Source organism: Bradyrhizobium sp. BWA-3-5 (assembly GCF_032917985.1).
In the GTDB taxonomy this organism is placed as follows: domain Bacteria; phylum Pseudomonadota; class Alphaproteobacteria; order Rhizobiales; family Xanthobacteraceae; genus Bradyrhizobium.
Genome location: NZ_CP136626.1, coordinates 6,394,839 through 6,420,650, shown reverse-complemented (window position 1 = coordinate 6,420,650; position 25,812 = coordinate 6,394,839). Strand labels below are relative to the sequence as shown.

At 63.9% G+C, this 25,812-nt stretch carries 29 protein-coding genes and 1 tRNA gene; 8 read left to right on the top strand and 22 right to left on the bottom strand.

Going from position 1 to position 25,812, the window contains the following annotated elements:
• From RX331_RS30795 to RX331_RS30775, 5 genes are all read right to left on the bottom strand, one after another.
• Positions 1-2,721 carry a DUF2339 domain-containing protein gene (locus RX331_RS30795; RefSeq protein ID WP_317253357.1) on the bottom strand — a complete coding sequence of 907 codons (2,721 nt, stop codon included), beginning with the start codon at positions 2,719-2,721 and terminating at the stop codon, positions 1-3.
• A gap of 173 nt (positions 2,722-2,894) precedes the next feature.
• On the bottom strand, positions 2,895-3,401 hold the full coding sequence (locus RX331_RS30790; protein ID WP_317253356.1) for a tyrosine phosphatase family protein: 507 nt from the start codon (positions 3,399-3,401) through the stop codon (positions 2,895-2,897).
• A gap of 91 nt (positions 3,402-3,492) precedes the next feature.
• Entirely contained in the window at positions 3,493-4,104 is a 612-nt protein-coding gene (locus tag RX331_RS30785) for an HD family hydrolase (protein WP_317253355.1), read from the bottom strand.
• Complete coding sequence (locus tag RX331_RS30780) at positions 4,101-4,727, bottom strand: DNA-3-methyladenine glycosylase I (RefSeq protein WP_317253354.1); 627 nt, start codon at positions 4,725-4,727, stop codon at positions 4,101-4,103. Before RX331_RS30780 ends, RX331_RS30785 begins: the two co-directional genes overlap by 4 nt.
• Positions 4,724-5,605: a folate-binding protein gene (locus RX331_RS30775; RefSeq protein ID WP_317253353.1), complete on the bottom strand. Its 882-nt coding sequence runs from the start codon at positions 5,603-5,605 to the stop codon at positions 4,724-4,726. The genes RX331_RS30780 and RX331_RS30775 overlap by 4 nt, the downstream gene beginning before the upstream one ends.
• A gap of 138 nt (positions 5,606-5,743) precedes the next feature.
• On the opposite strand from RX331_RS30775, the gene RX331_RS30770 reads away from it, so the two are divergent.
• Positions 5,744-7,078 carry a dihydroorotase gene (locus tag RX331_RS30770; RefSeq protein ID WP_317253352.1) on the top strand — a complete coding sequence of 445 codons (1,335 nt, stop codon included), beginning with the start codon at positions 5,744-5,746 and terminating at the stop codon, positions 7,076-7,078.
• A 169-nt stretch (positions 7,079-7,247) separates the two neighbouring features.
• Here RX331_RS30770 and RX331_RS30765 read toward each other — a convergent pair whose 3' ends face one another.
• The 5 genes from RX331_RS30765 to RX331_RS30745 form a co-directional block, all read right to left on the bottom strand.
• The gene (locus RX331_RS30765; RefSeq protein ID WP_317253351.1) at positions 7,248-7,514 is read right to left on the bottom strand and encodes a hypothetical protein; all 267 of its coding nucleotides are present in this window, start codon (positions 7,512-7,514) and stop codon (positions 7,248-7,250) included.
• A gap of 140 nt (positions 7,515-7,654) precedes the next feature.
• Positions 7,655-8,293: an HAD family hydrolase gene (locus tag RX331_RS30760; RefSeq protein ID WP_317253350.1), complete on the bottom strand. Its 639-nt coding sequence runs from the start codon at positions 8,291-8,293 to the stop codon at positions 7,655-7,657.
• 6 nt (positions 8,294-8,299) lie between these two features.
• A complete protein-coding gene (locus RX331_RS30755; protein WP_283029594.1) occupies positions 8,300-8,677 on the bottom strand; it encodes a TIGR02301 family protein in 378 nt (125 codons plus the stop codon).
• A 52-nt stretch (positions 8,678-8,729) separates the two neighbouring features.
• Positions 8,730-9,149 (bottom strand): NUDIX hydrolase, encoded by a 420-nt coding sequence (locus RX331_RS30750; protein WP_317253349.1) that lies wholly within the window; start codon positions 9,147-9,149, stop codon positions 8,730-8,732.
• Positions 9,150-9,244: 95 nt separating this feature from the next.
• Positions 9,245-9,715: a hypothetical protein gene (locus RX331_RS30745; RefSeq protein ID WP_317258275.1), complete on the bottom strand. Its 471-nt coding sequence runs from the start codon at positions 9,713-9,715 to the stop codon at positions 9,245-9,247.
• A gap of 104 nt (positions 9,716-9,819) precedes the next feature.
• Between RX331_RS30745 and RX331_RS30740 the strand changes: the two genes are divergently transcribed.
• Positions 9,820-10,581: an SOS response-associated peptidase gene (locus tag RX331_RS30740; RefSeq protein WP_317253348.1), complete on the top strand. Its 762-nt coding sequence runs from the start codon at positions 9,820-9,822 to the stop codon at positions 10,579-10,581.
• A gap of 148 nt (positions 10,582-10,729) precedes the next feature.
• On the opposite strand, the gene RX331_RS30735 is transcribed toward RX331_RS30740, so the two are convergent.
• The 4 genes from RX331_RS30735 to RX331_RS30720 are packed head-to-tail and all read right to left on the bottom strand — an operon-like array spanning position 10,730 to position 14,222.
• On the bottom strand, positions 10,730-11,311 hold the full coding sequence (locus tag RX331_RS30735; RefSeq protein WP_317253347.1) for a GDP-mannose pyrophosphatase: 582 nt from the start codon (positions 11,309-11,311) through the stop codon (positions 10,730-10,732).
• A gap of 8 nt (positions 11,312-11,319) precedes the next feature.
• Positions 11,320-11,769, bottom strand: coding sequence for a GNAT family acetyltransferase (locus RX331_RS30730; RefSeq protein WP_317253346.1), 450 nt, complete (start codon positions 11,767-11,769; stop codon positions 11,320-11,322).
• 8 nt (positions 11,770-11,777) lie between these two features.
• The gene (locus RX331_RS30725) at positions 11,778-13,205 is read right to left on the bottom strand and encodes an FAD-binding oxidoreductase (protein WP_317253345.1); all 1,428 of its coding nucleotides are present in this window, start codon (positions 13,203-13,205) and stop codon (positions 11,778-11,780) included.
• Positions 13,206-13,229: 24 nt separating this feature from the next.
• A complete protein-coding gene (locus tag RX331_RS30720; RefSeq protein WP_317253344.1) occupies positions 13,230-14,222 on the bottom strand; it encodes an L-threonylcarbamoyladenylate synthase in 993 nt (330 codons plus the stop codon).
• A gap of 69 nt (positions 14,223-14,291) precedes the next feature.
• On the opposite strand from RX331_RS30720, the gene RX331_RS30715 reads away from it, so the two are divergent.
• Positions 14,292-14,368: transfer RNA gene (locus RX331_RS30715), tRNA-Pro, on the top strand.
• Positions 14,369-14,631: 263 nt separating this feature from the next.
• Here the strand turns inward: RX331_RS30715 and RX331_RS30710 are convergent.
• On the bottom strand, positions 14,632-14,835 hold the full coding sequence (locus RX331_RS30710) for a hypothetical protein (protein ID WP_317253343.1): 204 nt from the start codon (positions 14,833-14,835) through the stop codon (positions 14,632-14,634).
• Between the two features lie 344 nt (positions 14,836-15,179).
• Here RX331_RS30710 and RX331_RS39110 point away from each other — a divergent pair, with 344 nt between their 5' ends.
• The 3 genes from RX331_RS39110 to RX331_RS30700 are packed head-to-tail and all read left to right on the top strand — an operon-like array spanning position 15,180 to position 16,986.
• A complete protein-coding gene (locus tag RX331_RS39110) occupies positions 15,180-15,413 on the top strand; it encodes a DUF6894 family protein (protein ID WP_410708028.1) in 234 nt (77 codons plus the stop codon).
• Positions 15,413-15,658, top strand: a complete 246-nt coding sequence (locus tag RX331_RS30705; protein ID WP_317253342.1) for a DUF6894 family protein — start codon at positions 15,413-15,415, stop codon at positions 15,656-15,658. Before RX331_RS39110 ends, RX331_RS30705 begins: the two co-directional genes overlap by 1 nt.
• Positions 15,631-16,986, top strand: a complete 1,356-nt coding sequence (locus RX331_RS30700) for a hypothetical protein (RefSeq protein WP_317253341.1) — start codon at positions 15,631-15,633, stop codon at positions 16,984-16,986. Before RX331_RS30705 ends, RX331_RS30700 begins: the two co-directional genes overlap by 28 nt.
• Before the next feature lie 9 nt (positions 16,987-16,995).
• Here RX331_RS30700 and RX331_RS30695 read toward each other — a convergent pair whose 3' ends face one another.
• Positions 16,996-17,736, bottom strand: a complete 741-nt coding sequence (locus tag RX331_RS30695) for a DUF3750 domain-containing protein (protein WP_317253340.1) — start codon at positions 17,734-17,736, stop codon at positions 16,996-16,998.
• 273 nt (positions 17,737-18,009) lie between these two features.
• Entirely contained in the window at positions 18,010-18,315 is a 306-nt protein-coding gene (locus tag RX331_RS30690) for a hypothetical protein (protein ID WP_317253339.1), read from the bottom strand.
• 228 nt (positions 18,316-18,543) lie between these two features.
• Between RX331_RS30690 and RX331_RS30685 the strand changes: the two genes are divergently transcribed.
• Together RX331_RS30685 and RX331_RS30680 are read left to right on the top strand one after the other, a co-directional pair.
• Entirely contained in the window at positions 18,544-18,744 is a 201-nt protein-coding gene (locus RX331_RS30685) for a hypothetical protein (RefSeq protein WP_317253338.1), read from the top strand.
• Positions 18,745-19,552: 808 nt separating this feature from the next.
• Positions 19,553-19,795, top strand: coding sequence for a hypothetical protein (locus RX331_RS30680; protein ID WP_283029577.1), 243 nt, complete (start codon positions 19,553-19,555; stop codon positions 19,793-19,795).
• Positions 19,796-19,954: 159 nt separating this feature from the next.
• Here RX331_RS30680 and RX331_RS30675 read toward each other — a convergent pair whose 3' ends face one another.
• Genes RX331_RS30675 through RX331_RS30655 form a run of 5 tightly spaced genes read right to left on the bottom strand, consistent with a single transcriptional unit; the run spans position 19,955 to position 25,573 of the window.
• The gene (locus tag RX331_RS30675) at positions 19,955-20,923 is read right to left on the bottom strand and encodes a dipeptide ABC transporter ATP-binding protein (RefSeq protein WP_317253337.1); all 969 of its coding nucleotides are present in this window, start codon (positions 20,921-20,923) and stop codon (positions 19,955-19,957) included.
• The gene (locus tag RX331_RS30670; protein ID WP_317253336.1) at positions 20,920-21,912 is read right to left on the bottom strand and encodes an ABC transporter ATP-binding protein; all 993 of its coding nucleotides are present in this window, start codon (positions 21,910-21,912) and stop codon (positions 20,920-20,922) included. The genes RX331_RS30675 and RX331_RS30670 overlap by 4 nt, the downstream gene beginning before the upstream one ends.
• Complete coding sequence (locus RX331_RS30665; RefSeq protein ID WP_317253335.1) at positions 21,912-22,829, bottom strand: ABC transporter permease; 918 nt, start codon at positions 22,827-22,829, stop codon at positions 21,912-21,914. Before RX331_RS30665 ends, RX331_RS30670 begins: the two co-directional genes overlap by 1 nt.
• Positions 22,795-23,754 carry an ABC transporter permease gene (locus RX331_RS30660; RefSeq protein ID WP_317253334.1) on the bottom strand — a complete coding sequence of 320 codons (960 nt, stop codon included), beginning with the start codon at positions 23,752-23,754 and terminating at the stop codon, positions 22,795-22,797. The genes RX331_RS30665 and RX331_RS30660 overlap by 35 nt, the downstream gene beginning before the upstream one ends.
• A 22-nt stretch (positions 23,755-23,776) precedes the next feature.
• On the bottom strand, positions 23,777-25,573 hold the full coding sequence (locus tag RX331_RS30655; RefSeq protein WP_317253333.1) for a peptide ABC transporter substrate-binding protein: 1,797 nt from the start codon (positions 25,571-25,573) through the stop codon (positions 23,777-23,779).
• Positions 25,574-25,812 lie beyond the last annotated feature (239 nt).

Below are 25,812 nucleotides of genomic sequence, written 5' to 3'. Positions count from 1 at the left end.
TCACTCTCCTGCCGATGTGACCGATGCAACCGGCCCCGCCGCCTGCCTGCGGAACAGGATTCGCTGATACAGCCACCCGATCGCCACCAGCACCAGGCCGAGGCCCATGAAGGACAGCGCACGGTAGACACCCGTGAGCGTCGACATGTCGATCAGGAAGGCCTTCAGGATCGTCAGCCCTATCACCACAGCAGACGCCAGCCGTGCGCGCTGCGAGTTGACGACAATGCCGATCCCGAGCAGCGCCACGCCGAACGCGAGATAGGCGATCGAGTAGGTGTATTGTTCGGCGCCGCTGGTCGCGCCGGACGAGATGACCGGGCCGTGATAGATTCGCCTGATCTCGAACGTCACATAGGCCAGCGCGAGAACCAGCGCAGCTCCTGCGATCGTGTTGGCGTAGGCGACCGGACGGTGACCGGCCACGGCATAGGACAACAGCAGCGCGAGCACCGCGGGCAGGGCGTAACCGAGCAGCAGTAGGTTGATCACGGTGCCGCCGACATCGATCCAGCCAAGCATCGGGTTCTCCAGCACTAGCAGCCCGAACAAGGTTGCGAGGCCGCCGAAGGCCGTCAGCAGGATCGCGCCGGCGTTGTGAATGACGCTGCCGGTACGGAGGCGCAGCCGCTCCAGCCCGATCGCCATGGCGAGCGCGACGCAGACCTGCAGCGCGACTTCGGTGAGGCCGGCGCTCGCGCGATAGACGTCGCCATGGTTGACGGCATGGCGGATTTCCATGAAGGCCAGCAGCACCGTGAACAGGATCGCGGCCGACTCCACCGTGCGCAACGGCGCATCATCGCCTCCGCGGCGCAAGAGGATGCTGCCGGCCCAGAACGAGGCGGCAGGAATGCCATAGCCCCACAACAGCCAGTTGAAGATCGGCGTGGTGCCGACGGCCTGGCCGACGATGCGCGGCTCGTAGCCGATGCGCAGCACGACGATGCCGGCGAGGACGGCGGCGAGCGTGCGCAGGAAGGGAATCGGCCGCTGGGTCGAGATCCAGGCGGTGCCTACCGACATCAAGGCCAATGCAATTGTCAGCCAGCCCTTTTCCAGCGCAAAGGTCAGCGCCAGTGCCAGCGCCGCGAGGGTGCCGGTCGCAAATAGCGCGATCGCGGCGTGCAAGCCTGGACGGTCCCCGCGCTTGGACAGGATCTCGGTCGCGGCGGCATTGGCCGCGGCCAGCAGCACCGCAAGGATTGCAAACGGGATCGAGCGGTCGAGAAGCGCGATGCGGGCATAGAGCGCGACCAGCAGCGCCAGCGGCGTGAATACGGCCGCCGCCGACCAGATCACCGGTATGATCGGCCCGGTGGAGCGGCCTTGCGCCAGGAAGCCAGCGATCCCAAAGCCCGCGGCGAAGATCGCGGCCGATATCAAATGCAGCGACACCGAGCCGTCGGTGGCGCTCGGTCCGATGCCCTGCAGCGGCCCGCCGGGCAGCACCAGCATGTCGGGGTTGGCGCGAACGGCCCACTCGGCAAACACGACGAAGACCAGCGCCGCAGCGGCGCCGACGGCGCCGGCGGCGGCATCGTTGCGCCAGGCGACCAGGAGACTGCCGGCCACCAGCAGGCCGAATACGACCATCGCCGTATCGGCATGAAAGCTATTCAGCACGATCAAGGTGGCGCCGAGCAGATAGGCCGCCAGCGAACCGGACGAGATCGGCTCGACTTCGCCGGCATCGGCGGGCGGGCCGAACATGAAGCCGCAAACCACCAGCAGCGCGGCGAGAATGAAGCCGACGAGCACGTGGAACGCATGCGGGCCAACCATCGAGGGACCGCATTGCAGGCAGGGGAATGTCCACAATAGCGCAAACGCGATCGTGGTAACCGCGAGCCAGCGCCACAGCCTCACGCGTGCCAGACCAAAGGCTGCCGCGGTGACGATGGCGAGATAGATGTACAGCGCCCAGAAGTCGGGCTTGCCCGATGAGACCAGCACCGGCGTCGCGAACGCGCCGACGACGCCGAGACCGGCGAGTGCCGGCCCGTGCAGCAGCGCCGCGGCCAGCGTGCCAAGCGCGACCAGCCCGAGCAGGATGAACGCGGTTGCGGGCACCAGGAGGCCGTACAGCGCATAGGCGGCATACACTGTCGCGAACGCCACCGCCGTTCCGGCCGCGGTCAGGATGGCCGGAATATTGGCGATAGGCAGCGCTGCGATCGAAGACAGGCTCTCCTTGCGGCGCATCCATTCGCCGGTGAGCAGCAACGCCAGTGCAAACAGGCCGCCAAGGGCGACGCGAACCTCGGGACTGAGCAGGTCGGCCTCGATCGAGTATTTGACCATGAAGAATCCGCCGAGGGCGAGCGTCAGGCCGCCGACCCATACGACCCAGCGCGTGCCGATGGTCTCCTCGAAGCCGCGGTTGGGCTGCGGCGGCGGGGGAGGCGGTGGCGATGTCGCGCCGCCTGCGGCTTGCTCGGGGATTTCCGGGGGTACAACGGGCGGAGCTGATTCGACTTCGGGAAGAATAGGCGGCGGTGTTGGCGTGGCGGCCGCGGGCGAAGCGGGCGGCAGGCTCTGTTCGAATTGTTCAAACGGCGTGAGTGGAGGCGGAACGGGCGCCGCGGCGACCGCCGGCGCAGCCTGGATCGCCTCCAGGCGCTGGCGCAGCTCCGCCACCTGGTTCATGGCCTTCCGCGCGAAAATCAGCGCGACAATTGCGATCACGAGCGCGAAGAAAACGAAGGGGTCTTCGAACATCAGGCCTCCCGGCGGACGCGTCAGGGCGCTAACCGGCCACGTCGGCGGCACGGCTGCAATCCTCTGTGGGGCTTTGTCCGCTAAAAGTTCAAATCAAGCCCGGGGGCAATGTCGCACGCTTGGCTGCAAAGGGTACGGTCTTTCGCGCCATACGCGCAGGCAGCACACAGGTTCTATTCCAGATCGAGCTGGAAGGGCCGGCCCTCGACGGTCATGCTGCCGGGGCCCATTTCATCGAGCGCGCGCAGCATCCGCCCTTCGCGTCCCAGCGCTTTGTCGGCGAGGCTGACGATCAGCCGATTGGGCGAGGCGATCGGTGAGCGGGCCCGGATTTGCCGGGCGATCTCGATCTCGTCGCGGTGCGGATTTAGCGCGCAGGCGGCGGCGAACGCACTCGCCGTCGAGCGGCTGATGCCGGCATAGCAATGCACCACCATCGGCGCGCTGCGGTCCCAGCCGCGGACGAAATTGAGCACCCGCTCGATATGCTCGACCGATGGCGCCACGAAGCCGTCCATCTGCTCGATAATATCGTCCATCGACACCTTGAGGTGGTTGGCCTCGAGCACGGAAGCCGGACGCTGTACCTGGTCGACATTGGCCATCACGGTCAGAATGTGGCTGGCGCCGGTGGCCCGCACGGTCTCGGGAAGTGCGGCAAGCGAGCAGACGTGAAGCATGATGATTCCTAAAGACGTTCCCTGAATAGGCTTTTGCCAGCGATTATAGGCCCGGTGACCGGGCGGTGAAAGCAGCTTCGCGGGGGGCCAATCAACCAAGCAGCAGGTTGAATCGCGCCAAAAATTGCTTCTCGGCCCGGGCCGCGGTCCAGGGCGTCAGGTAGTTGCTCACCGTACCCTCGGGTAGGCCCGGGTCCCTGCCGAACAGGCGCTTGGCTTCGCTTTCTGAAAATCCGGCCAGATGGGTGGCTTCGAGATAGGCCGCGCCGCGATCGGCGGCCTTGATCGCCTTGGTGATCTCGTCGGCCAGAACCGGCGGCAGGCCGAAGCGGATATGGATCGCCGCAAGCAGGCGTTTCTCCACCACCTTGTAGTCGCCGCCGAGCACCGCCTTGAACGGCGAGATCATGTCGCCGATGACATATTCCGGCGCGTCGTGCAGGAGCGCCGCGAGGCGGAAGCGGAGGTCGACGCGCGGGAGCTGCTCGCGCATCACGATCTCCACCAGCAGCGTGTGCTGCGCCACCGAAAAGATATGCGCGCCGCTGGTCTGACCGTTCCAGCGCGCGACGCGCGCCAGGCCATGGGCGATGTCGACGATCTCGATGTCGAGCGGGGAGGGGTCGAGCAGATCGAGCCGCCGCCCCGACAGCATCCGCTGCCAGGCGCGGGTCGCGACGGTTGACGAGTTTCGCGGCGTCATTTGGCCTTGAGGCGGGGCTTGCGAAGTTTGCCGCTGCAGCTTTCGTGGCAGAAGCAGGTGACCAGGTGGTCATTGACCATGCCGGTCGCCTGCATGAAGGCGTAGACGATGGTCGGGCCGACGAACTTGAAGCCGCGCGCGCCGAGCTCCTTCGAAATCTTGACTGACACCGGCGTCGAGGCCGGCACGCTCGCCGTGGTCTTGAACTGGTTGACGATGGGTTTGCCGTCGACGAAGTCCCACAGGAATTTCGAGAAGCCCGGGCCTTCTTCCATGATCTTCAGGTAGGCCTTCGCACTGTTGACGGTGCCCTCGATCTTGGCGCGGTTGCGTACGATGCCGGCATCGTTCATCAGCGCATGGACCTTCTGAGCGTTGTAGCGTGCGATCTTCTCCGGCTGGAAATCGTCGAAGGCTTTGCGGAAGTTGTCGCGCTTGCGCAAAATCGTGATCCAGGACAGTCCGGCCTGGAAACCGTCGAGGATCAGCTTTTCATAGAGCGCGCGGTCGTCATATTCGGGAACGCCCCATTCGGTGTCGTGATAGGCGACATAAAACGGGTCTTCGCCCGGCCACGGGCACCGCATCTTGCCGTCGGGGTGCAGGCGCGCAGATCTGCTCATGCGACGGTCTGCTTTGGCGGGGTGCGCACGTCGTTCGGGTCGGTCAGGCGGATCGCAAGGCCGCCGGCCGTGAGCGAAAGGCCAGCATCGAGCGCATCGGCCACGCGGTCGATCCGGACCAGCGCCAGGCCGTGGCCGCCGGCGGTCGAGCCCATCGTGCCGACCTGCTTGTCGCCGCCGAGCACGGCAACGCCGGTCTCGGGCGAAAAATCTTCGAGCGTGACGCGCACGATCCGCGTGCGCGCGGTGCCGCGATGCTGCATCCGCGACACCACCTCCTGGCCGACATAGCAGCCCTTGTCGAAATCGACCCCGTGCAGGCGGTCCATGTTGGTCTCGTGCGGGAACGCGTCGCTATACATGAAATCGAGCCCGCCGCGCGGCACGCCCGCGGCGATGCGATGGACCTCGTAAGCCTCGCTGTCCACGAGTTCGGCACCGATCAGATCGGCCACCTTCGCTTTGAGATCCTCGGATACGAGAATGCGCCAGCCCAGGCTTTCATGCCGCGGATCGGCGAACGCCAGATCGGGCTTCATCGCGGGCTCGCCGTCCCACGCCGCCAGTACGCCCATGCTGTCGGAGATATTCTCCACCGCGACCTTGGCGCGCAGCTTGTAGAAGCCGAGCTTGTCGGCGAGGTTCTGCGCCAGCACGCGCGGCGCATCGATCAGGAAGCCGCCGCCATGGCCGGCCGGAGCCTCGGTGATCAGGAAGTCGGTCGTGATCTTGCCCTGCGGCGTCAGCAGCGCGCCGAACCGGCCCAGCCCGGGCGCTAGCAGCGTGATGTCTGTGGTGACAAGGCCGTTGAGGAAGTTGCGGGCGTCCTCACCCGTCACCTTCACCACGCCCCGATCAGGAAGAAACGCTGCTTTCATAAGCTAAATCGGCCTCTTTTGACGGTCTTTTGAAGTTCCTGGGAAAACACGGTTGATGGATATCCCATGCGAAGTTAAGGCGCTAAGGTGCCGCCAACAAGCCCTGTGCGGAAGCCCTGAAGCAGGCCTCGAGGACCGATGAATCAACGATTTGATACCATTCTAAAATCCGGCACCGTGGTCAATCAGGACGGCGAGGGCGTCCGCGACATCGGCATTTCCAACGGCCGGATCGTGGCGATCGGCGGGCTCGGACAGGCTTCCGCCGCCGAGACGATCGACTGCAGGGGTCTGCATATCCTGCCCGGCGTGATGGATACGCAGGTGCATTTCCGCGAGCCCGGGCTGACGCATAAGGAAGATTTGGAGACGGGTTCGCGCAGCGCCGTGATGGGCGGCGTCACCGCTGTCTTCGAGATGCCGAACACTAACCCGCTCACGGTCACCGAGGAGACGTTCACCGCCAAGATCAAGGCCGGCCACCATCGCATGCATTGCGATTTTGCGTTCTTCATCGGCGGCACGCGCGAGAACGTTAATCATTTGCCTGAGCTCGAACGCGCGCCGGGCTGCGCCGGCGTAAAAGTGTTCATCGGTTCTTCCACCGGTGCGCTGCTGGTCGAGGATGATGAGAGCCTGCGCCGCATCTTCCAGGTGATCCGCCGCCGCGCCGCCTTCCATGCCGAGGACGAGTACCGCCTCAACGAACGCAAGCCGATCCGCGTCGAGGGTGATCCGCGCTCGCATCCGGTCTGGCGCGACGAGACGGCGGCGCTGATGGCGACGCAGCGGCTGGTCAACCTCGCGCGCGAGACGGGAAAACGCATCCACGTGCTGCACATCTCGACCAAGGAAGAGATCCTGTATCTGCGCGACCACAAGGACGTCGCCTCCTGCGAGGCAACGCCGCATCACCTCACCATGGCCGCGCCCGAATGCTACGAGCGGCTCGGCACGCTCGCCCAGATGAACCCCCCGGTGCGCTCGGCCGATCACCGCGAGGGCATCTGGTTCGGCATCGAGCAGGGCATCATCGACGTGCTCGGCTCCGACCATGCGCCGCACACGCTGGAAGAAAAGCAGAAGACCTATCCGGCCTCGCCGTCGGGCATGACGGGGGTGCAGACGCTGGTGCCGTTGATGCTCGACCACGTCAATGCGGGGCGGCTGTCGCTGCAGCGCTTCGTCGATCTGACCAGCGCCGGTCCCGCGCGGCTCTACAACATCGCCTGCAAGGGCCGTATTGCGGCCGGCTATGACGCCGACTTCACCATCGTCGATCTCAAGCGCAGCGAGACCATCACCAACAAATGGGTGGCCTCAAAGGCAGGGTGGACGCCCTATGACGGCGTCCGCGTCACCGGCTGGCCGGTCGGCACCTTCGTGCGCGGCAAGCGCGTGATGTGGCAGGGCGAGGTGACGACGCCGTCAACCGGCGAACCGGTGCGGTTCCTGGAGACGTTGAAGGCGTAGTTCTCTACGTTGTCCCATCCATCGATGTCGTCACCCGCCTTGTGCGCAATTTGCGCACTGGGGCGGGTGATCCAGCATTCCAGAGAGGGAAGTGATTTAATCGAGGAGCCGCGGCGTACGCGGCGTACTGGGTCACCCCCTGCGCGGGTGACGACAGCAGCATGTGCAACTACTGCTTCGCGAGCGTCAGCGAGAACTCGCCGTTGCGCACGCGGGTCGAGAGCCCGTCTGCGAATTTCGCGACCGCGTCCTCGCCATAGGTCGAGACCAGTTCGGCCAGCGCCGTGAACAGGCTCGCCTGCGCAAGGCAGTCGCCATCGACGCCGTCGTGCCGGGCTTCCGCCCAGGCTTCGCTCAGATAGCTGAGCGCCGTCTGCTTCTGTTCGAGATCGGGAAGCGGGTCGTGGTCGATCGAGAAGGCGGCTGGACGGCTCATGAACTCAACGAAATTTGCGGGCGAACCAGGACGGAACGCATCTAACGCAACAAGCTGTAGCACGCGGGGCGCGCCAGCCTAGCTACATCTTTAGGAAAGGTTAACAGCGCTGCACGAATTTCGGGCGGGGGTCCGGCCGCTCAGGAAATGCAGCCCAAAATCGCGGCCGGCGTCGCGCAGACATGGTGTGCGCCGGCGCCGAGCAGTTCGTCCCGGCTGCCATAGCCGTACAGCACGCCGATGCCCTTCATGCCGTTGTTTTTCGCGCCGACCATGTCGTGGCTGCGGTCGCCGATCATCAGGGTTTTGGCCGGATCGACCAAAACTTCCTTCAGCGCGTATTCGAGCAGATGCGATTTATCCACACGGGTGCCGTCGAGTTCGGAGCCGAACACGCGCTCGAAGTGGCCACGCAGGCCGAAATGATCGATGATTCGTTCGGCGAAGACGTGCGGCTTGCTGGTGGCAACGAATAGCCGGTGACCGGAGGCGCACAGCGCAGTCAGCACGTCGCTGATGCCGTCATAAACGCCGTTCTCGTAGAGGCCGACATCGGAAAACCGCTCGCGGTAGAGCGTCACCGCGCGGTCCGCGGCGTGATCGGCGCCGAGCAGCCTCACGAAGCTGGCCCGCAGCGGCGGGCCGATGCACCAGGTCAGTTCGTCCTCGGTGGGGATCGTGTGGTGATCGAGCCGTTGCAGCGCATATTGGATCGAGCGGGTGATGCCCGGCTTGGGGTCGGTCAGCGTGCCGTCGAGGTCGAAATAGATCGCGTCCATTTTTCTTCAGTTGGCATAGCGCGCGGTGAGGTCGCGCGAAATCTTCGAGCCTTCCTCGATATACCTGCGGATCGCGACCGAGGCCGCGGGGGTGCAGGTCCGATAGGTCTGCTGAAAGCCATTATAGCCGCGGTTGAAGCCGGCGATCATGCGAGCGCGGCGGTCGCCCGAGGGGGTCTCGGCGTCGATCAGGGCCTGCATCTCGTTCCGCCACTTCGCCCCCTCATTGGCGCCGCAGATGCCCCGGAGGTAGTGCAGGGTGCCGAGAATTTCGGCCAGCCGCTGCAGATCGCCGTCGAACGGCGCGGCGGCATCCTGGGCCCGCGCGGGGGCCAGATGGCAGGCCGAAACCAGGATGAGGGCGGCGAGGGCGTGCTTGAGCATTTGAGGGCCATATGCCCCCTTAAGGGCCCCGAAGCAAGGCTGGCGGGGACGCCTAGACCAGCTTCCGGGCGGCCTCGATGACCTCCGCAAGGCCACCGGTAACCTTGAGATCGCCGATTTGATCCGGCGCCAGCCATTTGAAGTCGTCGTGCTCGTCGTTCAGGACCGGCTCCCGCGCCGTCCAGCGCGCCGCAAACGACATGATCACGTAATGCCCGCCGCCGGAGGCCCCGGGCAGCACCTCGCGCCAGCCGGCAAGGCCCAAAATCTCGACTCTCAGGCCCGTCTCCTCGTCGACCTCGCGGTGGAGCGCGGTGTGCAGGGATTCGCCGAATTCGACCCGGCCGCCGGGGAGGGAGTAGAAGCCCTTGCCCGGCGAGCGGGCACGGCGGACCAGCAGGACCTCGCCATCGCGAAAAATCGCGCCGCTGACGGCAAGCTGGGGACGGGTCGGCTGAACAAGGGAGGTCACGGGGTGATCCGGCAACTGGGGAACGCGCTTGTGCGGGAGCGATCATGCCCGATCAATCCGCGCAGGTCTAACGCGACGGGGCAGCCGCGCGGCGGCTAATTCGACATCGCCGCTTCGATGTTCGTTTCCGAACTGCCATTGATGACGCCGCCGGCCAGCGCCACCAGCGGCTTGACCCAGGCGGTGGCCTGCTCGGCCAGCGTCGCACGCGTCCGGTCCTGCTGGGCGTCGCGCATCGCCTTGCCGACCGCGGTCAGGATCGAGGTCATGGTCGTGGTGAGATGGTCGAAATCCGCGCGGACCTTCGGGTCGGCGCATTCATAGGCCTCGATCGCGAGATCGCGCGCCTTGAAATTGGAGGCCCAGAAATGCTCGGCATAGGACAGCGGGGTCCAGGTGAGAAAATCCTCCGCGCACTCCGGCATGTCCGGAACCATTTCAAGCAGCATGATGGCTTCGTTGAAATGATTCAGGTAGTCGGTGGCGAGCCCGGTGCGCGGGTTGATGTTGGCCGCGCGCAACTGCGCCGCGCGGGCCTCGTCAATATGGCCCGATGGTGGCGGCATCGGGCGATCGGATCGCAAATCGTTGGCGGCCATGGAATTCATCGGGCCCACTGTTAAGGGCCTGGGTTAACACCCATTAAACGGAAGCTTATGTTAGTCAGATAATGTGCGGACGCTTCGTAATTACATCGCCCCCGGCGGCGCTTCGGCAAATTTTCGGCTATATTGAGCAGCCGAATTTTCCGCCCAGATACAATATTGCGCCAACCCAGCCGGTTCCGGTGGTCATGCTGGAGAACGGCGGCCGCCATTTCCAGTTGATGCGCTGGGGGCTGGTGCCGGCATGGGTCAAGGACCCCCGCAAATTTACGCTGCTGATCAATGCGCGTTCCGAGACGGTGCGCGAGAAGCCGGCGTTCAAGAATGCGATCAAGCGGCGGCGCTGTCTTATTCCGGCGGACGGTTATTACGAGTGGCAGGATGCTGGCGGTCGCACGCGGCCCTTCTTCATCCACCGCCGCGACGGAAAGCCCGTCGGCTTTGCGGCACTGGCGGAGACCTGGATGGGGCCGAATGGCGAGGAGACCGACGGCGTCGCCATCGTCACCGCACCGGCGAGCCGCGACCTATCCGTGTTGCATAACCGGGTGCCCGTGACGATTGCACCGGAGGAATTCGAGCGCTGGCTCGACAGCCGCGCCTACGACGTCGACGAGATCATGCCGCTGCTGCGCGGACCGGCCGAGGGCGAGTTCGCCTGGCACGAGATTTCCACGCGCGTCAACAAAGTTGTCAATGACGATGCGCAGTTGCTGCTGCCGATCACGGAGGAGCAGCGAGCGGCGGAGGAGCCGAAGCCGCCAAAGAAGGCCGCGCCGCGCAAGGCGTCCGTGCCGGAGGACGACGGGCAGGGGTCGTTATTTTGAGCATCGTGCTTTCTCCGTCGTCCCCGCGAACGCGGGGACCCATAACCACCGATCTGAAATGTTGAAAAACGCTGGGGCCACTTTCCCATTCACAATCGACATTTGGGGGTATGGGTCCCTGCGTCCGCAGGGACGACGATAGTGCGAGCTATTTAAAAATATTCAGCGCCGCATACTGCAGCAGCATGATGGTCTTGGCGTCGATGATGCGGCCGTCGGATATCATCGCGAGCGCCTGATCGATCGGCAGCTCCAGCACCTCGATATCCTCGCCTTCTTCCTCCAAGCCGCCGCCATCGCCGACGCGCATCGCGGCATCGTATTCGGCGACGAAGAAGTGGATTTTCTCCGTAACCGAGCCCGGGCTCATGAAGGCTTCGAACACTTTTTGCACATGGTGCAGGCGGTAGCCGATTTCCTCTTCCGCTTCGGCGCGAATCCGCTTCTCCGGCGTTGCGTCGTCGAGCATGCCGGCGGCGGCCTCGATCATGAGATCGTCGTGGCCGGCCAGATAGGCCGGCAGGCGGAACTGGCGCGCCAGCACAACGGTGCGTTTCGCGAGGTTGTACGGCAGCAGCGTCGCGGCGTGACCGCGGTCGAACACCTCCCGCTTCTGCGTCTGCCACTCGCCATTGCCGCGGCGATAGTCGAACTCGACTTCGTCTAGCCGATAGCGCCGGTCAGACAGGATCTCGACATTCTTGACGCGGACGCGGTCGGAGATGGTCATGGCAATCCTCAGCGCGGCGGCTCGCGGCCATCGAGCCATTTGGCGAGCATGACGGTCTGGGCCTCTTCGTAGCCGAGCGACTGATAGAACGCGGCGACGCCGGCGTTTTCGCGCCGAACCAGCAATTGCAGCTTCGCCATGCCGGCGGCGCGCAGCCAGTCCTCGGCCGCATTCATGATGGCGCGGCCATAGCCTTTGCCGCGGCGGTTGGGATCGCTGGCGACGTAATAGACCCAGCCGCGGTGGCCGTCATGGCCGACCATCGCGGTCGCCACGATCGCATTGCCCTCGCGGCCGACCAGCACGGTCGAATTCCGCTCGCGCCGGGCCAGCGCGATGTCGCTTGAAGGATCGTTCCACGGCCGCGTCAGGCCGCAGGCCTGCCACAACGCGATCACGGCGGCGATATCGGCATCGGCGATATCCGAGACGGCGAGCGCGGGAACAGGCTTCGTCACAGATACGGTCACAGCACCTTGCCCGGATTCATGATGCCCAGGGGATCGAGCATCGCCTTGATGCCGCGCATCAGCTCGATCGCGACCTTGTCCTTGACGTCGGGCAGTTCGTCGCGCTTGAGCACGCCGATGCCGTGCTCGGCCGAAATCGATCCGCCCATCCGCAGCACGATTTCGAACACCACGTCGTTGACCTCATGCCAGCGCGACATGAAGTCGGCGGTGTTGCCGCCGATCGGCTGGCTGACATTGTAGTGGATGTTACCGTCGCCGAGATGGCCGAACGGCACCGGCCGCGAGCCCGGAATGAGTTTGACCACGGCGGCATTGGCCTCCTCGATGAAGGCGGGCACCGCCGCAACCGGCACCGAGATATCATGCTTGATCGAGCCGCCTTCCGGCTTCTGCGCCGCCGACATTTCGTCGCGCAGCTTCCAGAAGCCGGCGCGCTGCGTGAGGTTGGCTGCGATCACGGCATCGTCGACGATGCCTTGCTCCATGCCTTCAGCGAGAATCGATTCCAGCGCGGCGCGGGCGTCGTCGCGCGAGGACGACAGCTCCATCAGCACGTACCAGGGATGCTTTGATGTCAGGGGATCGCGAACGTCGATGCCGTGACGCAGGCTGAAATCGACGGCGATATCGGCCAGCAGTTCGAAGCTGGTGAGGCTCCCTGCCGCCTGGTTCTGCGAGATCGAGAGCAGCTTTAGCGCCTGTGCCGGCGAGGCAAGACCGACATAGGCGGTTTCCACCGCGCGCGGCTTCGGAAACAGCTTCAGCGTTGCAGCCGTGATGATGCCGAGTGTGCCCTCAGCGCCGATGAAGAGGTTGCGCAAATCGTAGCCGGTGTTGTCCTTTTTCAGCTTCGACAGCCCGTTCAATATCCGCCCGTCGGCCAGCACGACCTCCAGCCCGAGCGCCATTTCGCGCGCCACGCCAAAGGCCAGTGCCGCAGTGCCGCCGGCATTGGTCGAAAGATTGCCGCCAATGGTGCAGCTTCCTTCCGCACCGAGCGACAGCGGAAACAGCCGATCGACTTCCGCCGCGCGCTGTTGCGCGATCTGCAGGATCACGCCGGCCTCGCAGGTCATGGTGTTGGAGGCGGGATCGATGTCGCGGATCTTGTCGAGCCGCCGCAGCGACACGACGACCTCGCCATTGTGTGGCGTCTGGCCGCCGACGAGACCGGTGTTGCCGCCCTGCGGCACCAGCGCGATCTTGTGCTCGCTGGCGAGCTTGCAGATTGCCGACACTTCCGCGGTTGAGCCGGGGCGCAGCACCAGTGGCGAGCGGCCATGAAACAGGTCACGTTCTTCGGTAACGTAAGGCGCGATATCGGCCGCATCAGTCACCGCATATTTATCGCCGACGATGGCGCGAAACTTTGCGATGAGTTCAGTGGGAAGAGGGGGCATGGCGCCCTGGACGATATTCATCTTCTTCTCTTTCATTCCCGCCCGTTATTCTCGCTCGACGGCAGCGCGGCGCAACCGGTCGTTGATGGCTTCGCCCAATCCGTCGTTCGGTACGGGCATCACGGCAATGCTGCGCACGCCCTTGGCATCGAGCGCGCGCAAGAAGCCGAACAGATTGGCCGCAGCCTCGTTGAGATCGCCGCGCTCCGACAGATTCATCACCGCGGCGGCGGCGTCAATTCCCGAAATTGCTCCGAGGCCGAACGCGAGCAATGCCTCGCCCGGCTCGATCGCGGCGGCATTGAGCCGCACGCGCGCGCGGGGTGCGTAATGCGAGGCCAGCATGCCCGGCGCCAGCGGCTGCGCGCTGTCGCTTTCCGCATCTTTCGGCGGTTGCTCCAAAGCGCGGCCGAGCACGCGCTCGATTTCGGCGCGCGGCAGGCCGCCGGGGCGCAGCAGGACCGGTGCCTCAAAGCAGCCGACGATGGTGGATTCGACACCGACCTCGACCGCGCCGCCGTCGACAATCAGGTCGATCTTCCCGGCGAGATCGCTGTGCACATGGGCCGCCGTGGTCGGCGAAACGTGGCCCGAAATGTTCGCCGACGGCGCCACCACAGAACCGCCGAATACGCGCAGGATGTCGCGCGCGATCGCGTGCGCCGGGATGCGGACCGCGACCGTATCGAGGCCGGCGGTCGCGAGATCGGCGACGTTGCAGCCGTCCGTCTTCGGCAGCACCAGCGTCAGCGGGCCGGGCCAGAACGCCTCGCCGAGCGTGGTTGCAGCCGCATCAAAGCGCGCGATCTTCAGCGCCGCCGCAATGTCGCCGACATGGGCGATCAGCGGATTGAAGGCCGGTCGGCCTTTGGCCTGGTAGAGACGGGCGATCGCAGCCGGATTGGTGGCGTCGGCGCCGAGGCCGTAGACCGTTTCGGTCGGGAACGCGACCAGCCCGCCATCGGCAAGGGTCCGGGCCGCCGCCGTCACGGCGGTCGCGCCGGCAGGCAAAATCTGGGTGTTCAGGCCAACATTCACTGTGAATAATTTCCTTAAATGGGCTGCTTGCGGTCGCCGAAACCCAAGGCTATAAGCCGCCATCCAAGTCGGAGTGTGGCTCAGCCCGGTAGAGCACTGCGTTCGGGACGCAGGGGTCGCAGGTTCGAATCCTGCCACTCCGACCATTTACACTTGCTATTCATATTTCAGGGCTTTTTCTGATTGCTGGCGGTTCCCGAGTCAACCGCCGATCCCCTTTAAAAACCCGAATACAGGCTATGTTCCCGCGGGCATGGCGCTGGGATTTTGGCAAATCACATCCTCAATACCGAAGCGAGCATGGAGGCCGGGTGCGTGCCGAACCGCTTTCAGCAGCGATCTATCTATGATTGTGTCAATATAACGTGGCATCCAGTGCCTGCATCTTAGGCCGCGACGATGCGCACCTTCAGGCCTGCTCGATCGTCCTCGCCGCTTGCGAAGCTCTTTCCTTCGGCGCTTCCACCTTTTCAATCTGCGCTTCTTCTTCAATCCTGACTTCGAACCACCCCAGATCGGTCAGCTCGCGCGCTTTCTTCTCCGCGGCGTCGCGGTTGTCGCGCTTCAAAACGATGCGACTCGTACCGTCGCGGGCAAAAATGAAATAGGTCATCTGGGTTCCCTATTTTTCATTTGCAGCGAGTGCAAGAGGGCGCGGTACATTTTCCGCATCCCGGTCCCGCCGGGCCTTAAGAACAATTCAGTGATGAAAACGCTCGATCCGCCGATCAGGAGCCATGGATACTGATCCAGGCCGCGCCCGCCGTGGAGTCCTAATTGCTGTTCCGGCTCAGGAACGAGGCCGATGTTGTAACCATGTGACACGAGCTGCGCGGAAGCCATGCAGGAGGCGTGCGACTTTCATCATCCATACCGTGTCCCGCCACATGTTGGCGACCTGCAATCAGGCTGCCTGCGCGGCGAGGAACTCCCGACAATGACCGGCGTTTGCAGGGCATGAAGAGATATTATTTCGACCTGATCGGGGAGATCTCAGCCCGGGATTTTCTCGGGCATCAATGCAAATCCCGCAAGGAGGCGAGGGAGCATGCCAGCTTTGTCGCTCACCGCATCGGGAGTGAGCACCCTCACTTTGTGAAACCTGGAAATCAGATAGCGGTGCGGGAAGAGGGCGGGACGGCCTTCTATCAAGCACCTATCGCTTTGACGAGCCTTACGGGTTCTCACTGATGCCTTTCTATTATTTTGACCTGATGGTTGATGGTCGGCCGAACAATCAGGGCGGCATGATCCTGGAGGATCTTGCCGTCGCATCCGATCGCGCGGATGCGCTGGCGAGCGAGCTGCGCCGCCTCAAGCCGGAGCTTCGCTCGGCGGATTGCTTCGTCCGGGTGATGGACGAGAACGACAATGAAATCTACCGCACACCGCTGGAGCCAATCCCGAGATGGTCGGTGCGTTCGTCCCAGAAGTAACGCCTGACGCAGGCGGGCACGGTCGCCCCACGAAGATTTGCGTCGAAGACGTCAAAGCATATCTGGATCGCAAGCACAGAGAACTCAGACTGATCAATGATTGCCTGCACCACCCTCTACCGCTCAGCTGTCCGCGCTCGGTAACTGACGTCATCAGGCACAAGTTTCAGCTCACCGCTGCCCTCAAGGCCGAGCACGCGCTTCATGATTGGACGGTCACCGAGACGGCCTGGGCACATCCGGGGCAGCGGCGCATCGGTCCCTTCGAATTCAGCTACGACTACCAGCGCGCCGATCTCGATGTGCGCGGCCCCTCGTTTTACGAACTTCAGTGCGGCGTAATCGACACCGTCTACACGGCGTCCGGCATGGCGGCGATCTCGGCGCTGTTGCTTGCACTGGCGCGCGTGATTGGAAAGGCGGACATCGTGGTCTTGCCGGGCGCTTATGGCGAGACGCAGGAGTTCATTGAGGGCTACGCCGAACGCTTCCGCATGATCACGCTGAACTGCGCGGGTGAAGCGGCGGTCATTCCGAAATCGGCTTCGCGGCGAATCCTGCTGCTGGATTCCTCCGCCTCAGTGCCGGCATTCCACGCCGGGCTGCATCAGATGGATGCGGCGCCCGATCTCCTGATTTTCGATACCACCTGCTTCTCCGGCGGGTCGGGCCGCATCCGGCGCGTACTGGCGCGTGCGCGCGAATTTTCCATCCCTGTCGTCATGGCGCGTAGCCATACGAAACTGGATTCGCTCGGGGCCGAGTACGGCCGGCTTGGCTCGATGACTTTCGTCGACTGGGGAAAGAGCGTTCCTTGCGGATCAAACCTCGCGGAGATTCCGGCTGAAGCGCGAAATGCGGTTCGGCTGCTTGGTGGCGCTGCGCTGCCGGCGCATTTTCCGCCTTACATTGGCACACCCTTATATCGCGAACTGACGAACAAGCGGATCGCGGCGATTTTACGCAACGGCCGCCGCGCCGGCCGGTATTTCGCGAGGGCGCTCCGAGGCCTCACCGCCGAACTGCATTACGTTCACGGTCTTTATGTCACGCTCACTGGCCGGCAGAAGCTGGATGAGGCGTCAGCCCGACGCGCAGCTGCAGAAATGAGCCGCGATCTGGCAGAAGCGGGTTTGCCGATCCAGCACGCGGGGAGCTTCGGCTTTGATTTTGCCGCGACGGAGTGGTTCCGCAATCCTACAACAGACCGCTACAGCGTGCGCATTGCCGTGCCCGATCTTCCGGCCGCGATCTGGGACGATCTTGTCGCCGCGATTGCGAAGTGGTGGTCGGCGCACCAATGGCAAGTGGCGGCTTCCTCTGGCTAGATCCCGGGGCTAGATCCCGGCCGTCATCCCCAGCCGGCCAAGCCCCGGCAGCTTGAGCGCTGGGCGGCGAATGTCGAAGCCCAGCACGGCGCCGAGGAAGTTGATCTCGAAACCTTCAACCCATCCGACGATGAGACCGAAATAGCCGCCGAGGGAGGCGTACACACCAGTGCCTGATGGGGTCACGCCGAACCACTCGCCGCGATAAGGAAAATCCTTTCCGACGGCGGTCGGCGGCAGGACAACCCTGATTTCGGGAACGGCGTCGAGGGCGGCCTGGACAAAGGTGTTGGAGTTCGGTCCCGGCCACGCATTGTAGTCGCCATAGGCGCTGAATTTGTAGTTCTCGATGACGTGGCGGATCTTGGGGATCAGGCGGCTGGCTTCGGGGCCATCGACCGCCGCGATGGTTTCGGGAACGGCGCCAAACCACCGCGCATCGGCGGCGAAGCCGTTGGTGCGGACAGGCGCGCCCCAAGCCGTGTAGTCGTAACGGGTATAGGTCGGCGCGTTCTCTTCCTTGACGACGATCCAGGTGTGGATCGCGAATATCGCCTTCCATCGAACGGTGCGCGCGCCGTAGACGCGGATAATCGCGCCAGGATGCTGGGACGGCAGCGGCAGAAGGCCGGCGCTGGAGCGGTCCGCGGTCTGCCAATTGCCCCTGTTTTCGGCGAGCCAGTACCGTCCGGCCGAAACACCGACCGGGAAGAGGATCAACAACAGGAAGATGGCTGTCGGTTTGAGCAATGGAAACGTGGGAGCATGCTATGGTGATGGCAGCCCTGATATAGTTCGCTTCGAGAATACCGCCAGTGGCGAGCGGATTCGCGGACCGCGCCTGTCCACCCCAACCCATCGCGCGCCGCCGGCTCCTGCCGGGATTTCGCCCGGCTCCGAGGCGCCGCCGCAGTAATGCTGCGGCCGAAGCCGGGTAAAACCTATGTTGCCGATTTCGGCCCGTTCGGCAGCGTCACGGCGACCTGCGCCTGATCCGCCGCCGGGCTGCGGCGAGCCGCGATCTCAGGCGCTCTGCTTGGGAAGATCGCCGAGCAGGTTCGACAGCTTGACCGCAAGCTGCCGAAGCTTGGTGTTCTCTTCGCGCAGACGCCGGAAATTGCGAACGTCCTGAAGCTGGGCCTGATTTGCGCGCAGGCCATCGACCTCATCGAGCAGCGGCGACAACGCCGCGAGCAGCTTGTCGTCCACGTGATCCGCCTGACGCGGCTGACCGGCTTCATGCAGCCGCACGACATTGCTGGCGTGCTGGACGTGGCGATACGCGATGACGCGGGCCTGTCCGTGATACGGCGGATGTTCGATACTCATGACAAGTTCCTGCTCGCAAGGTGGCCCGATTGTGGGTTCGATGCCGAGCTTTCCATTGAGTCGTGGGCAAATTTGCGTCGGAAAGGCAACGGCGAGATGGCCTGACGAAGAAGCCACAGGTCCCGCCCGTCACACGGCAGATCGGATTGGGCCAAATTTTTGACGTATGGCCGGACTTTCTGACGTTTGCGCGGGCTGGGGGAGCCAAGCCATTTCTAGGGGCGATCAATGACGGATTTCCTGACCAATGCGGACCACTGGCGCAAGCGCGCGGAACTGACGAGGGCTCTGGCTGCGACGGCGGCCAAGGACCAGGGGCGCCTGCTCAAGGTAGCGGAAGAGTACGACCGCCTGGCGGTGCTCGCCGAAGGGCGGCGAAGCGCCTTGGTGCCGAACGGCTCCTACGTTTCGGCGAATCGGCCAGAATAGAATCGGTTTCTGGGGCAAAGCGCCGGAAGGGCGTGCATTTCCGCTTCGACAGGCAGCATGGGAATGCCGTCGGGGGCGGAAGACGCGCCGGTGCACCAGATGTGTGACCTGCAAAACACAACCACCATGCAACATTCAAAGCATTGTGATCGCGCGATTGCAGTCGAATCAACGAATCGCCTAGACCGTTAGCGGGGCTGGGAAGCGGAGAGTTAGTATGAGAGTCGCTTCCTTAGAAAGTGTACTGACGGCGGCTACGCTGGTATTGGCCATCGTCATCGTGCTGTGGGGAATCAAGATTTTCCACGGTGTGTGAACAGGGCGAGCTGGCGTCGAACAAGAGGCCTCCGGTCAAGAGAGGTTCGCGACAAAAGCACACTTCCGCGGCGGCGGAGGCCTTTTCATTTCGAGTTGCCGACGCATGGTTCGCCGGAGGCTTGTCCTTCGGCGCGTATCGACTTTGGTTCACGGTCTGGGCGCAGTTGCGAACGGGCCGCAAGGGGATTTGGTTCAAGTCTTTCAATGCATTTCGGCTATTACCTGATGATCGCAGCCCTCGTGCTGATGGGCCTGGAAGTCCTTTACCGACTCTACCAATTGGCAACATTTCTTTGAAATCGCTGGCCTAACCCGCAACGTTGCGGACGCTGGCACAGGGATTCGCCGCAATCACGCCGCTTTAGCGCCGGGGTCGTCTTCGCGCGATTCTCAATTTAGTCGCAAAATTGCCTGCCGACTCACCTCATTCTCCGCGCGCGACAGGCGAAACTGGGGGCACGTTCCGCTTTTTAAAATTGGAGTATCAATCATGCGAGTAGACCATCCGCAGCTTAATAAGCGAGATCGCCGCGCTGAACCTTCATTTTGGGTTGAGGAACCGACCGACGACGCACTTTCACTGCTTGAGAACGCCCTTCGCGGAGATGAGCCCGCCGTTCGCCGCGACGAGCATGCCGACGAGACCAACGCGCTGATCGAGGAGAATGCAAGGCTCCGCGAGCTGCTCTCCCAGCTTTCGGACCTGATCCGCAAGAACGGTATTTCGCGCTAATATCACGAACGATTTCGGCCCCGCCCCGGCAAGAGTGGTTGAACCGCTGCCGGGGCGGTGCCGCGCTTAGAGCACCACAATCGCCATTGGCCGGGCCGCCTATGCCCGGCCATTTGCGTTTTACGGAGACGAATACGTGCGGCAAAATTGGCGCTGCGGTCAGGCCAGATGGCAGGCCACGAAATGCCCGTCGCTGCCTTGCTTCAGTTCGGGCGGGCTCTCCCGGCAGCGCGCTTCCGCGATGGGGCAGCGGGTATGAAAGTGACAGCCGCGCGGCGGGTTCATCGGGCTCGGCACATCGCCCTGCAGGCGAATGCGTTTGCGCTTCACCTTGGGGTCGGCCACCGGTACGGCGGAGAGCAGGGCCTGCGTATAGGGATGACGGGGATTGCGGTAGAGGTCGCTTGCGCTCGCGAGCTCGACGATGCGGCCGAGATACATCACCGCCACGCGGTCGGAAATATGCTCCACCACGGAGAGATCGTGGGCGACGAACAGATAGGTGAGGTGGAGCTCGGCCTGCAGATCCTCCAAGAGGTTGATCACCTGCGCCTGGATCGACACGTCGAGCGCGGAAACCGGCTCGTCGCAGACGATGAATTTCGGCTCGACCGCCAGCGCCCGCGCGATCACAATGCGCTGGCGCTGGCCGCCCGAGAATTCATGCGGGTAGCGGCGCATGTGGTCGGCCTTCAGCCCGACCTTGACGAGCAGGCTCGCCACGCGGTCCTCGCGCTCGCTGGCCGAGGCAGCGAGGTCGTGGATGGTGAAGGCTTCGCCGAGGATCGCGCCGACGGTCATGCGCGGATTGAGCGAGGCAAACGGGTCCTGGAAGATGATCTGCATGTTGCGCCGCATGGCGCGCAGGTCGCCGCCGGAAAGGCCGCGCACGTCGTGGCCGTCGAAGATGATCTCGCCCTCGCTGGGCTCGAGCAGGCGCAGCACGCAGCGCGCCGTCGTCGACTTGCCGCATCCGGACTCGCCGACCAGGCCGAGCGTTTCGCCGCGATCCACCGTAAACGAGACGCCGTCCACCGCATGGACGCGCGCGACCTCGCGCGACAATAGTCCGCCCTTGACGGGAAAATGCTTCTTCAGGCCGCTGACGCGGAGCAGGGGTTCGCTCATGATGCTGCTCCTTGCGTGTCGCCGAGGTGACAGGCCATGCGATGGCGCGGCGCGACCTCGCGCAGCACCGGCTCCTCTACGGCGCAGCGGGCAAAGGCGTGGCGGCAGCGCGGCGCGAAGCGGCAGCCCGGCGCTGGATTGATCAGGATCGGCACCGAGCCGCCGATCGCCTCCAGCCGCGTCTTGTGCGCAGCGTCGAGATCGATGCGCGGGATCGAGCGGATCAGACCTTGGGTGTAGGGATGGCTCGGACTCTCGAACAGGTTTTCGACATCGGCCTCTTCCACCACCTTGCCGGCATACATCACCACCACCCGCTGCGCGGTTTCCGCCACCACGCCCATGGCGTGGGTAATCAGCATGACCGCCATGCCGAAGCGGTCCTTCATGTCCTGCAAGAGGTCGAGGATTTGCGCCTGGATGGTGACGTCGAGCGCGGTGGTCGGTTCGTCGGCAATCACCAGCTTGGGCTTGCAGGCCAGCGCCATCGCGATCATGACGCGCTGGCGCATGCCGCCCGAGAACTGGTGCGGATAGTCGTGCACGCGCGCTGCGGCGTTGGGGATCTGCACCAGCTTGAACATCTCGACCGTGCGGGCGAGCGCGTCCTTCTGCGAAAGGCCCTCGTGGCGGCGCAGGCTTTCGGCGACCTGTTCGCCGACGGTCAGGACCGGGTTCAGCGAGGTCATCGGCTCCTGGAAGATGAAGCCGATATCCTTGGCCCTGATGTCGTCGAGCTCGCGGCTCGAGAGCGGCACGAGGTCGCGGCCCTCGAACAGGATTTCACCCTGGACGATGCGCCCCGGTGGCATGGCGATCAGCTTGAGGATCGACATCGCGGTAACGGTCTTGCCGCAGCCGGATTCGCCGACCACGCACAGCGTCTCGCCCTTGTTGAGCGCGATGTCGACGCCATCGACGGCCTGCAGGATGCCGTCATCGGTGGCGAAGTGGGTCTTCAGACCCTTGATCTCGAGAAGCGGCGCCATCAGATCACCCGCCGTGCATCGAGCGCATCGCGCAGGCCGTCGCCGATGAAATTGATCGACACGACCGCGATGAAGATGGCGCCGCCGGGAAACAGCGCCCAATGCGGACCGATGTCGAGAAAATCCTTGGCATCAAACAGGATGCGGCCCCAGGTCGGGGTATCCGGCGGGAAGCCGAGGCCGAGAAACGACAGCGTCGATTCCGCGATGATCGCAGCCGCCACGTCGATGGTGCCGGCGATGATGACAGGCCCGACGGCGTTGGGCAGGATGTGGCGCACCACCTGCCGCAGCGGGCTGGCGCCGAGTGCACGCGCCGCCTCGACGAATTCCTTCTCGCGCAACGACAGGAATTGCGCGCGCACCAGGCGGGCGACCGGCATCCAGCGCAGGCCGCCGATGACGAGCACGATCAGGATGAAGATGCCGCCTTCGGGACCGAAAGTCGCCTTGAGCCCGTCGCGGAACAGATAGATCAGCAGCAGCAAAAGCGGCAGTTGCGGCAGCGACAGGAAGAGGTCGGTAAGCCACATCAATCCGTAGCCGAGCGCGCCCCGCGACATGCCGGCGAGCGCGCCGACCAGCGTGCCGACGATGACGGACACCATCATTGCGGCGAGGCCGACGGCGAGCGAGATGCGTCCGCCATAGATCATGCGGGCGAGAATATCCTGCCCGAGATCGTCGGTGCCGAAGGGATGGGCGAGGGAAGGGCCCTGCATGCCGGCGACAACATCGATCTCATTGATCGGAATGCGCCAGACGAACGGGCCGATCACGACGGCCACGATCAGAACCAGCAGCAGCACCGCGCTCACGGTCGCCGGCCGATGCCGGCGATAGCGCCGCCACGCCTCGCGCCAGGGCGAATAGGCCCGCCGCTCAGCGGAAGGAAATGCGAGGGTCGAGCCAGCCATAAAGGACATCCGCGATCAGGTTGAACAGCACCACAAGACAGGCGAAAACAAACGCCACGGCCATCACGACCGGTGTGTCATTGGAGAGAATGGAGGAGATCAGGAGCGAACCGATACCCGGAATGCGAAAAATCTGCTCGGTGACGATGGCGCCGCCGAACACGGCGGGCATCTGCAGCGCGATCAGCGTGACCACCGGGATCATGGCGTTGCGCATGGCGTGCTTGACGATCACCTTGGCCTGGCCGAGCCCCTTGGCGCGGGCGGTGGTGACGTAATCGAGCCTGATGACATCGAGCATCGCCGAGCGCACGAAGCGCGTCATCGAGGCCGCCTGGAACAGGCCGAGCACCATCACCGGCATGATCGCCTGCCGGATCTGCTCGACGAACCAGCGGAAGCCGGTCGCCTTGATGTCACCCGAATAAACGAAGGGCAGCCAGTCCAGCGTCACCGAAAAGACCAGGATGAACAATAGCCCGGTGAAGAAAGTCGGCAGCGAAAAGCCGATGAAGGCAAAGGTGTTGGCGATCTGGTCGAAGACCGAATAGGGCCTCGTCGCGGCGTAGACGCCGACGGGAATCGCGATCAACAGCGCCAGGATCTGCGACGAGCCGATCACGTAGAGCGTGGCCGGCAGGCGTTGCAGGATCAGCGTATCGACGTTCATCCGGCTGACAAAGGAGAAGCCCCAGTCGCCCTGCACCATCGCGGCGAGCCAGCGCAGATAGCGGATATGGATTGGATCGTCGAGGCCGAACTTGGCCCGCAGCGCCGCCGCCACTTCGGGCGGCACGTTCGGGTTGGTCGCAAGTTCGCTGAAGGGATCGCCTGGCGCGAGCGCCAGGACGATGAAAAGGATGAGCGAAATGCCGAGCAGGCTCGGGACGGCGATGAGAAGGCGACGCAGGACATACTGGCTCATGGGGGAATGATCCCGCTCGAGATTATCCCGTCGCCTCCCGGTACCAGTCGAACAGATTGTCGGTTTCGTTGGCCCAGCCGCTGACGACGGGACGAAGCGTGTTGGAGGCGGCTTCGACTTTCAGGCGATGCATCACCGGAATGAAGGCGACGTCCTGAATCATGATGTCGTTGGCCTTGATGTAGAGCGCGGCGCGCTTGACCAGGTCGGTCTCGGCTTCGGCGGCGTCGATCGCGGCGTCATAGTCCTTGTTGACCCAGCGCGGGAAGTTCACGCCCTGCCACTTGTTCTCCTTGGTGGCGACGTTGCGTGAGTGATAGCGGCGCATGTGCTGCGCCGGATCCGGCTGGCTCATCGGGATCTGGAACATCTCGATGTCGGCATAGAATTTGGCGTAGGTGTCGGGGTTGGCGACATCGGAGGAGAAGAACACCGAAGCGACCACCGATTTCAGTTCGACGTCGATGCCGGCCTTCTGGCAGGCCTGTTTGACGATCGCCTGAGTCTTCTGGCGCGGACCGTTGATCGCGGTCTGGTACAGGAGCTTGAGCTTCTTGCCGTCCTTCTCGCGGATGCCATCGGCGCCCACCTTCCAGCCGGCGTCATCGAGCAGCTTGGACGCCTTCTCGATGCTGAACTCCCAGGTGGTGTTCTTGGAGACGAACTTTTCGGGGCCGTTGAGGAAATTGGAGCTGACGCGTCCGGCGCGGCCGTAGATCACCTTCTTGACGGCTTCGCGGTCGACCAGCATCGAGAGCGCTTTGCGCACCGCTGGGTCCGAGAACAGCGGATGCTTGGTCTTCATCGAGGAGCGCTCGCCGTCGACCTCGGTGTTGGGATCGGTGAAGTTGAGGGCGATGAATTCGGTGTCGCCGCCGACCGCATAGACGGTCTTGCCCTTGCCGCCCTTTTCCAGGCGCAGCAGGACGTCGTCTTCGACCTGGATGTTCCAACCGAAATCATATTCGCCGGTCTGGATCACGGCGCGCGCGGCCGAGACGGCATCGCCGCCGCCCTTCATCTCAATGGTGTCGAAGTGCGGACGGTTGGGCATGTGGTAGTCGGGATTGATCTCGCCGCGGATCAGGTCGCCCGGCTTGAACTCGACGAACTTGTAGGGGCCGGTACCGATCGGGGAGAGGTTGTTTGGGGCCTCGCGCGACTTGGCGCCTTTATAGTCCGCGAACAGATGCTTCGGGATGATGGCGCCGGGGGCGCCGACAAAGGCATCCGCCCAGAACGGCGTCGGCTTCTTGAAGGTGATGCGCACCGTGAGGTCGTCGATCTTCTCGACGGTGATGTCGCGGTGCACGCCGATGGTCACGGTGGCGGTGGCGGGATCACGGGCGTATTCCCAGTTGAACACTACGTCGTCGGCGGTGAAGGGTTTGCCGTCATGCCATTTGACGCCGGGCTTGAGCTTCCAGGTCACCGACATGCCGTCAGCGGTGAGGCCGCCGTTCTGCAGCGAGGGAATCTCGGCGGCGAGAACCAGCTTCATGTTGCCGTCCGGATCCCAGCAGGCGAGCGGCTCATAGAACAGGCGCGAGCCGTCCTGGTCCTTGGTGCCGGTGGCGAAATGCGGGTTGAGCAGCGTGGGGCCCTGCCACCAGAGCAGCTTCAGCGCCCCGCCGCCGCCGCGCTTGGTCGGCTTGTAGGCGGACGGGCTCTCGGCCATGGCGACGCCGCCGATGGCGAGCAACTGCGTGGCCATCGGCGCGGTAAGGCCGACGGCCAGCATGCGCTGAACGAAGCGGCGGCGGTCCATACGTCCGTCCTTCACCTCGTTGATCATGGTTCGCAATTCTTGGTCCAGCATCGCTCGTCCCCGTCTTGTTCTTGCATGATTAGGGCGCGCCGCCGGACGGCGGGCCCTCGTGTTCGCCGGTAGATGGGACATCAAATCGGCCCGAGGTCAACGGCTGGCTGTCGACAATCGGCAGGATAGACAGCGGGTGTGATTTCTGCTTGGGCAGAAACACGCTGCGGCGCACATCGCTTCGGCAATTCGGCGTCAAAGCGCGGGAAACCGCGCTCTGCACTGCAAAAAATTTGTTC

Bases quoted from the DNA above. Each gene is read 5' to 3' on its own strand.
- RX331_RS30745 (WP_317258275.1), bottom strand. From the start codon at position 9,715: ATGCCGCCACCATCGGGCCATATTGACGAGGCCCGCGCGGCGCAGTTG.
- RX331_RS30690 (WP_317253339.1), bottom strand. From the start codon at position 18,315: ATGAGTATCGAACATCCGCCGTATCACGGACAGGCCCGCGTCATCGCG.
- RX331_RS30700 (WP_317253341.1), top strand. From the start codon at position 15,631: ATGGTCGGTGCGTTCGTCCCAGAAGTAACGCCTGACGCAGGCGGGCAC.
- RX331_RS30785 (WP_317253355.1), bottom strand. From the start codon at position 4,104: ATGACGCCGCGAAACTCGTCAACCGTCGCGACCCGCGCCTGGCAGCGG.
- RX331_RS30675 (WP_317253337.1), bottom strand. From the start codon at position 20,923: ATGAGCGAACCCCTGCTCCGCGTCAGCGGCCTGAAGAAGCATTTTCCC.
- RX331_RS30775 (WP_317253353.1), bottom strand. From the start codon at position 5,605: ATGAAAGCAGCGTTTCTTCCTGATCGGGGCGTGGTGAAGGTGACGGGT.
- RX331_RS30660 (WP_317253334.1), bottom strand. From the start codon at position 23,754: ATGAGCCAGTATGTCCTGCGTCGCCTTCTCATCGCCGTCCCGAGCCTG.
- RX331_RS39110 (WP_410708028.1), top strand. From the start codon at position 15,180: ATGAAGAGATATTATTTCGACCTGATCGGGGAGATCTCAGCCCGGGAT.
- RX331_RS30670 (WP_317253336.1), bottom strand. From the start codon at position 21,912: ATGGCGCCGCTTCTCGAGATCAAGGGTCTGAAGACCCACTTCGCCACC.
- RX331_RS30795 (WP_317253357.1), bottom strand. From the start codon at position 2,721: ATGTTCGAAGACCCCTTCGTTTTCTTCGCGCTCGTGATCGCAATTGTC.
- RX331_RS30655 (WP_317253333.1), bottom strand. From the start codon at position 25,573: ATGCTGGACCAAGAATTGCGAACCATGATCAACGAGGTGAAGGACGGA.
- RX331_RS30765 (WP_317253351.1), bottom strand. From the start codon at position 7,514: ATGAGCCGTCCAGCCGCCTTCTCGATCGACCACGACCCGCTTCCCGAT.
- RX331_RS30770 (WP_317253352.1), top strand. From the start codon at position 5,744: ATGAATCAACGATTTGATACCATTCTAAAATCCGGCACCGTGGTCAAT.
- RX331_RS30735 (WP_317253347.1), bottom strand. From the start codon at position 11,311: ATGACCATCTCCGACCGCGTCCGCGTCAAGAATGTCGAGATCCTGTCT.
- RX331_RS30665 (WP_317253335.1), bottom strand. From the start codon at position 22,829: ATGGCTGGCTCGACCCTCGCATTTCCTTCCGCTGAGCGGCGGGCCTAT.
- RX331_RS30755 (WP_283029594.1), bottom strand. From the start codon at position 8,677: ATGCTCAAGCACGCCCTCGCCGCCCTCATCCTGGTTTCGGCCTGCCAT.
- RX331_RS30740 (WP_317253348.1), top strand. From the start codon at position 9,820: ATGTGCGGACGCTTCGTAATTACATCGCCCCCGGCGGCGCTTCGGCAA.
- RX331_RS30725 (WP_317253345.1), bottom strand. From the start codon at position 13,205: ATGAATATCGTCCAGGGCGCCATGCCCCCTCTTCCCACTGAACTCATC.
- RX331_RS30685 (WP_317253338.1), top strand. From the start codon at position 18,544: ATGACGGATTTCCTGACCAATGCGGACCACTGGCGCAAGCGCGCGGAA.
- RX331_RS30780 (WP_317253354.1), bottom strand. From the start codon at position 4,727: ATGAGCAGATCTGCGCGCCTGCACCCCGACGGCAAGATGCGGTGCCCG.
- RX331_RS30680 (WP_283029577.1), top strand. From the start codon at position 19,553: ATGCGAGTAGACCATCCGCAGCTTAATAAGCGAGATCGCCGCGCTGAA.
- RX331_RS30760 (WP_317253350.1), bottom strand. From the start codon at position 8,293: ATGGACGCGATCTATTTCGACCTCGACGGCACGCTGACCGACCCCAAG.
- RX331_RS30710 (WP_317253343.1), bottom strand. From the start codon at position 14,835: ATGACCTATTTCATTTTTGCCCGCGACGGTACGAGTCGCATCGTTTTG.
- RX331_RS30790 (WP_317253356.1), bottom strand. From the start codon at position 3,401: ATGCTTCACGTCTGCTCGCTTGCCGCACTTCCCGAGACCGTGCGGGCC.
- RX331_RS30705 (WP_317253342.1), top strand. From the start codon at position 15,413: ATGCCTTTCTATTATTTTGACCTGATGGTTGATGGTCGGCCGAACAAT.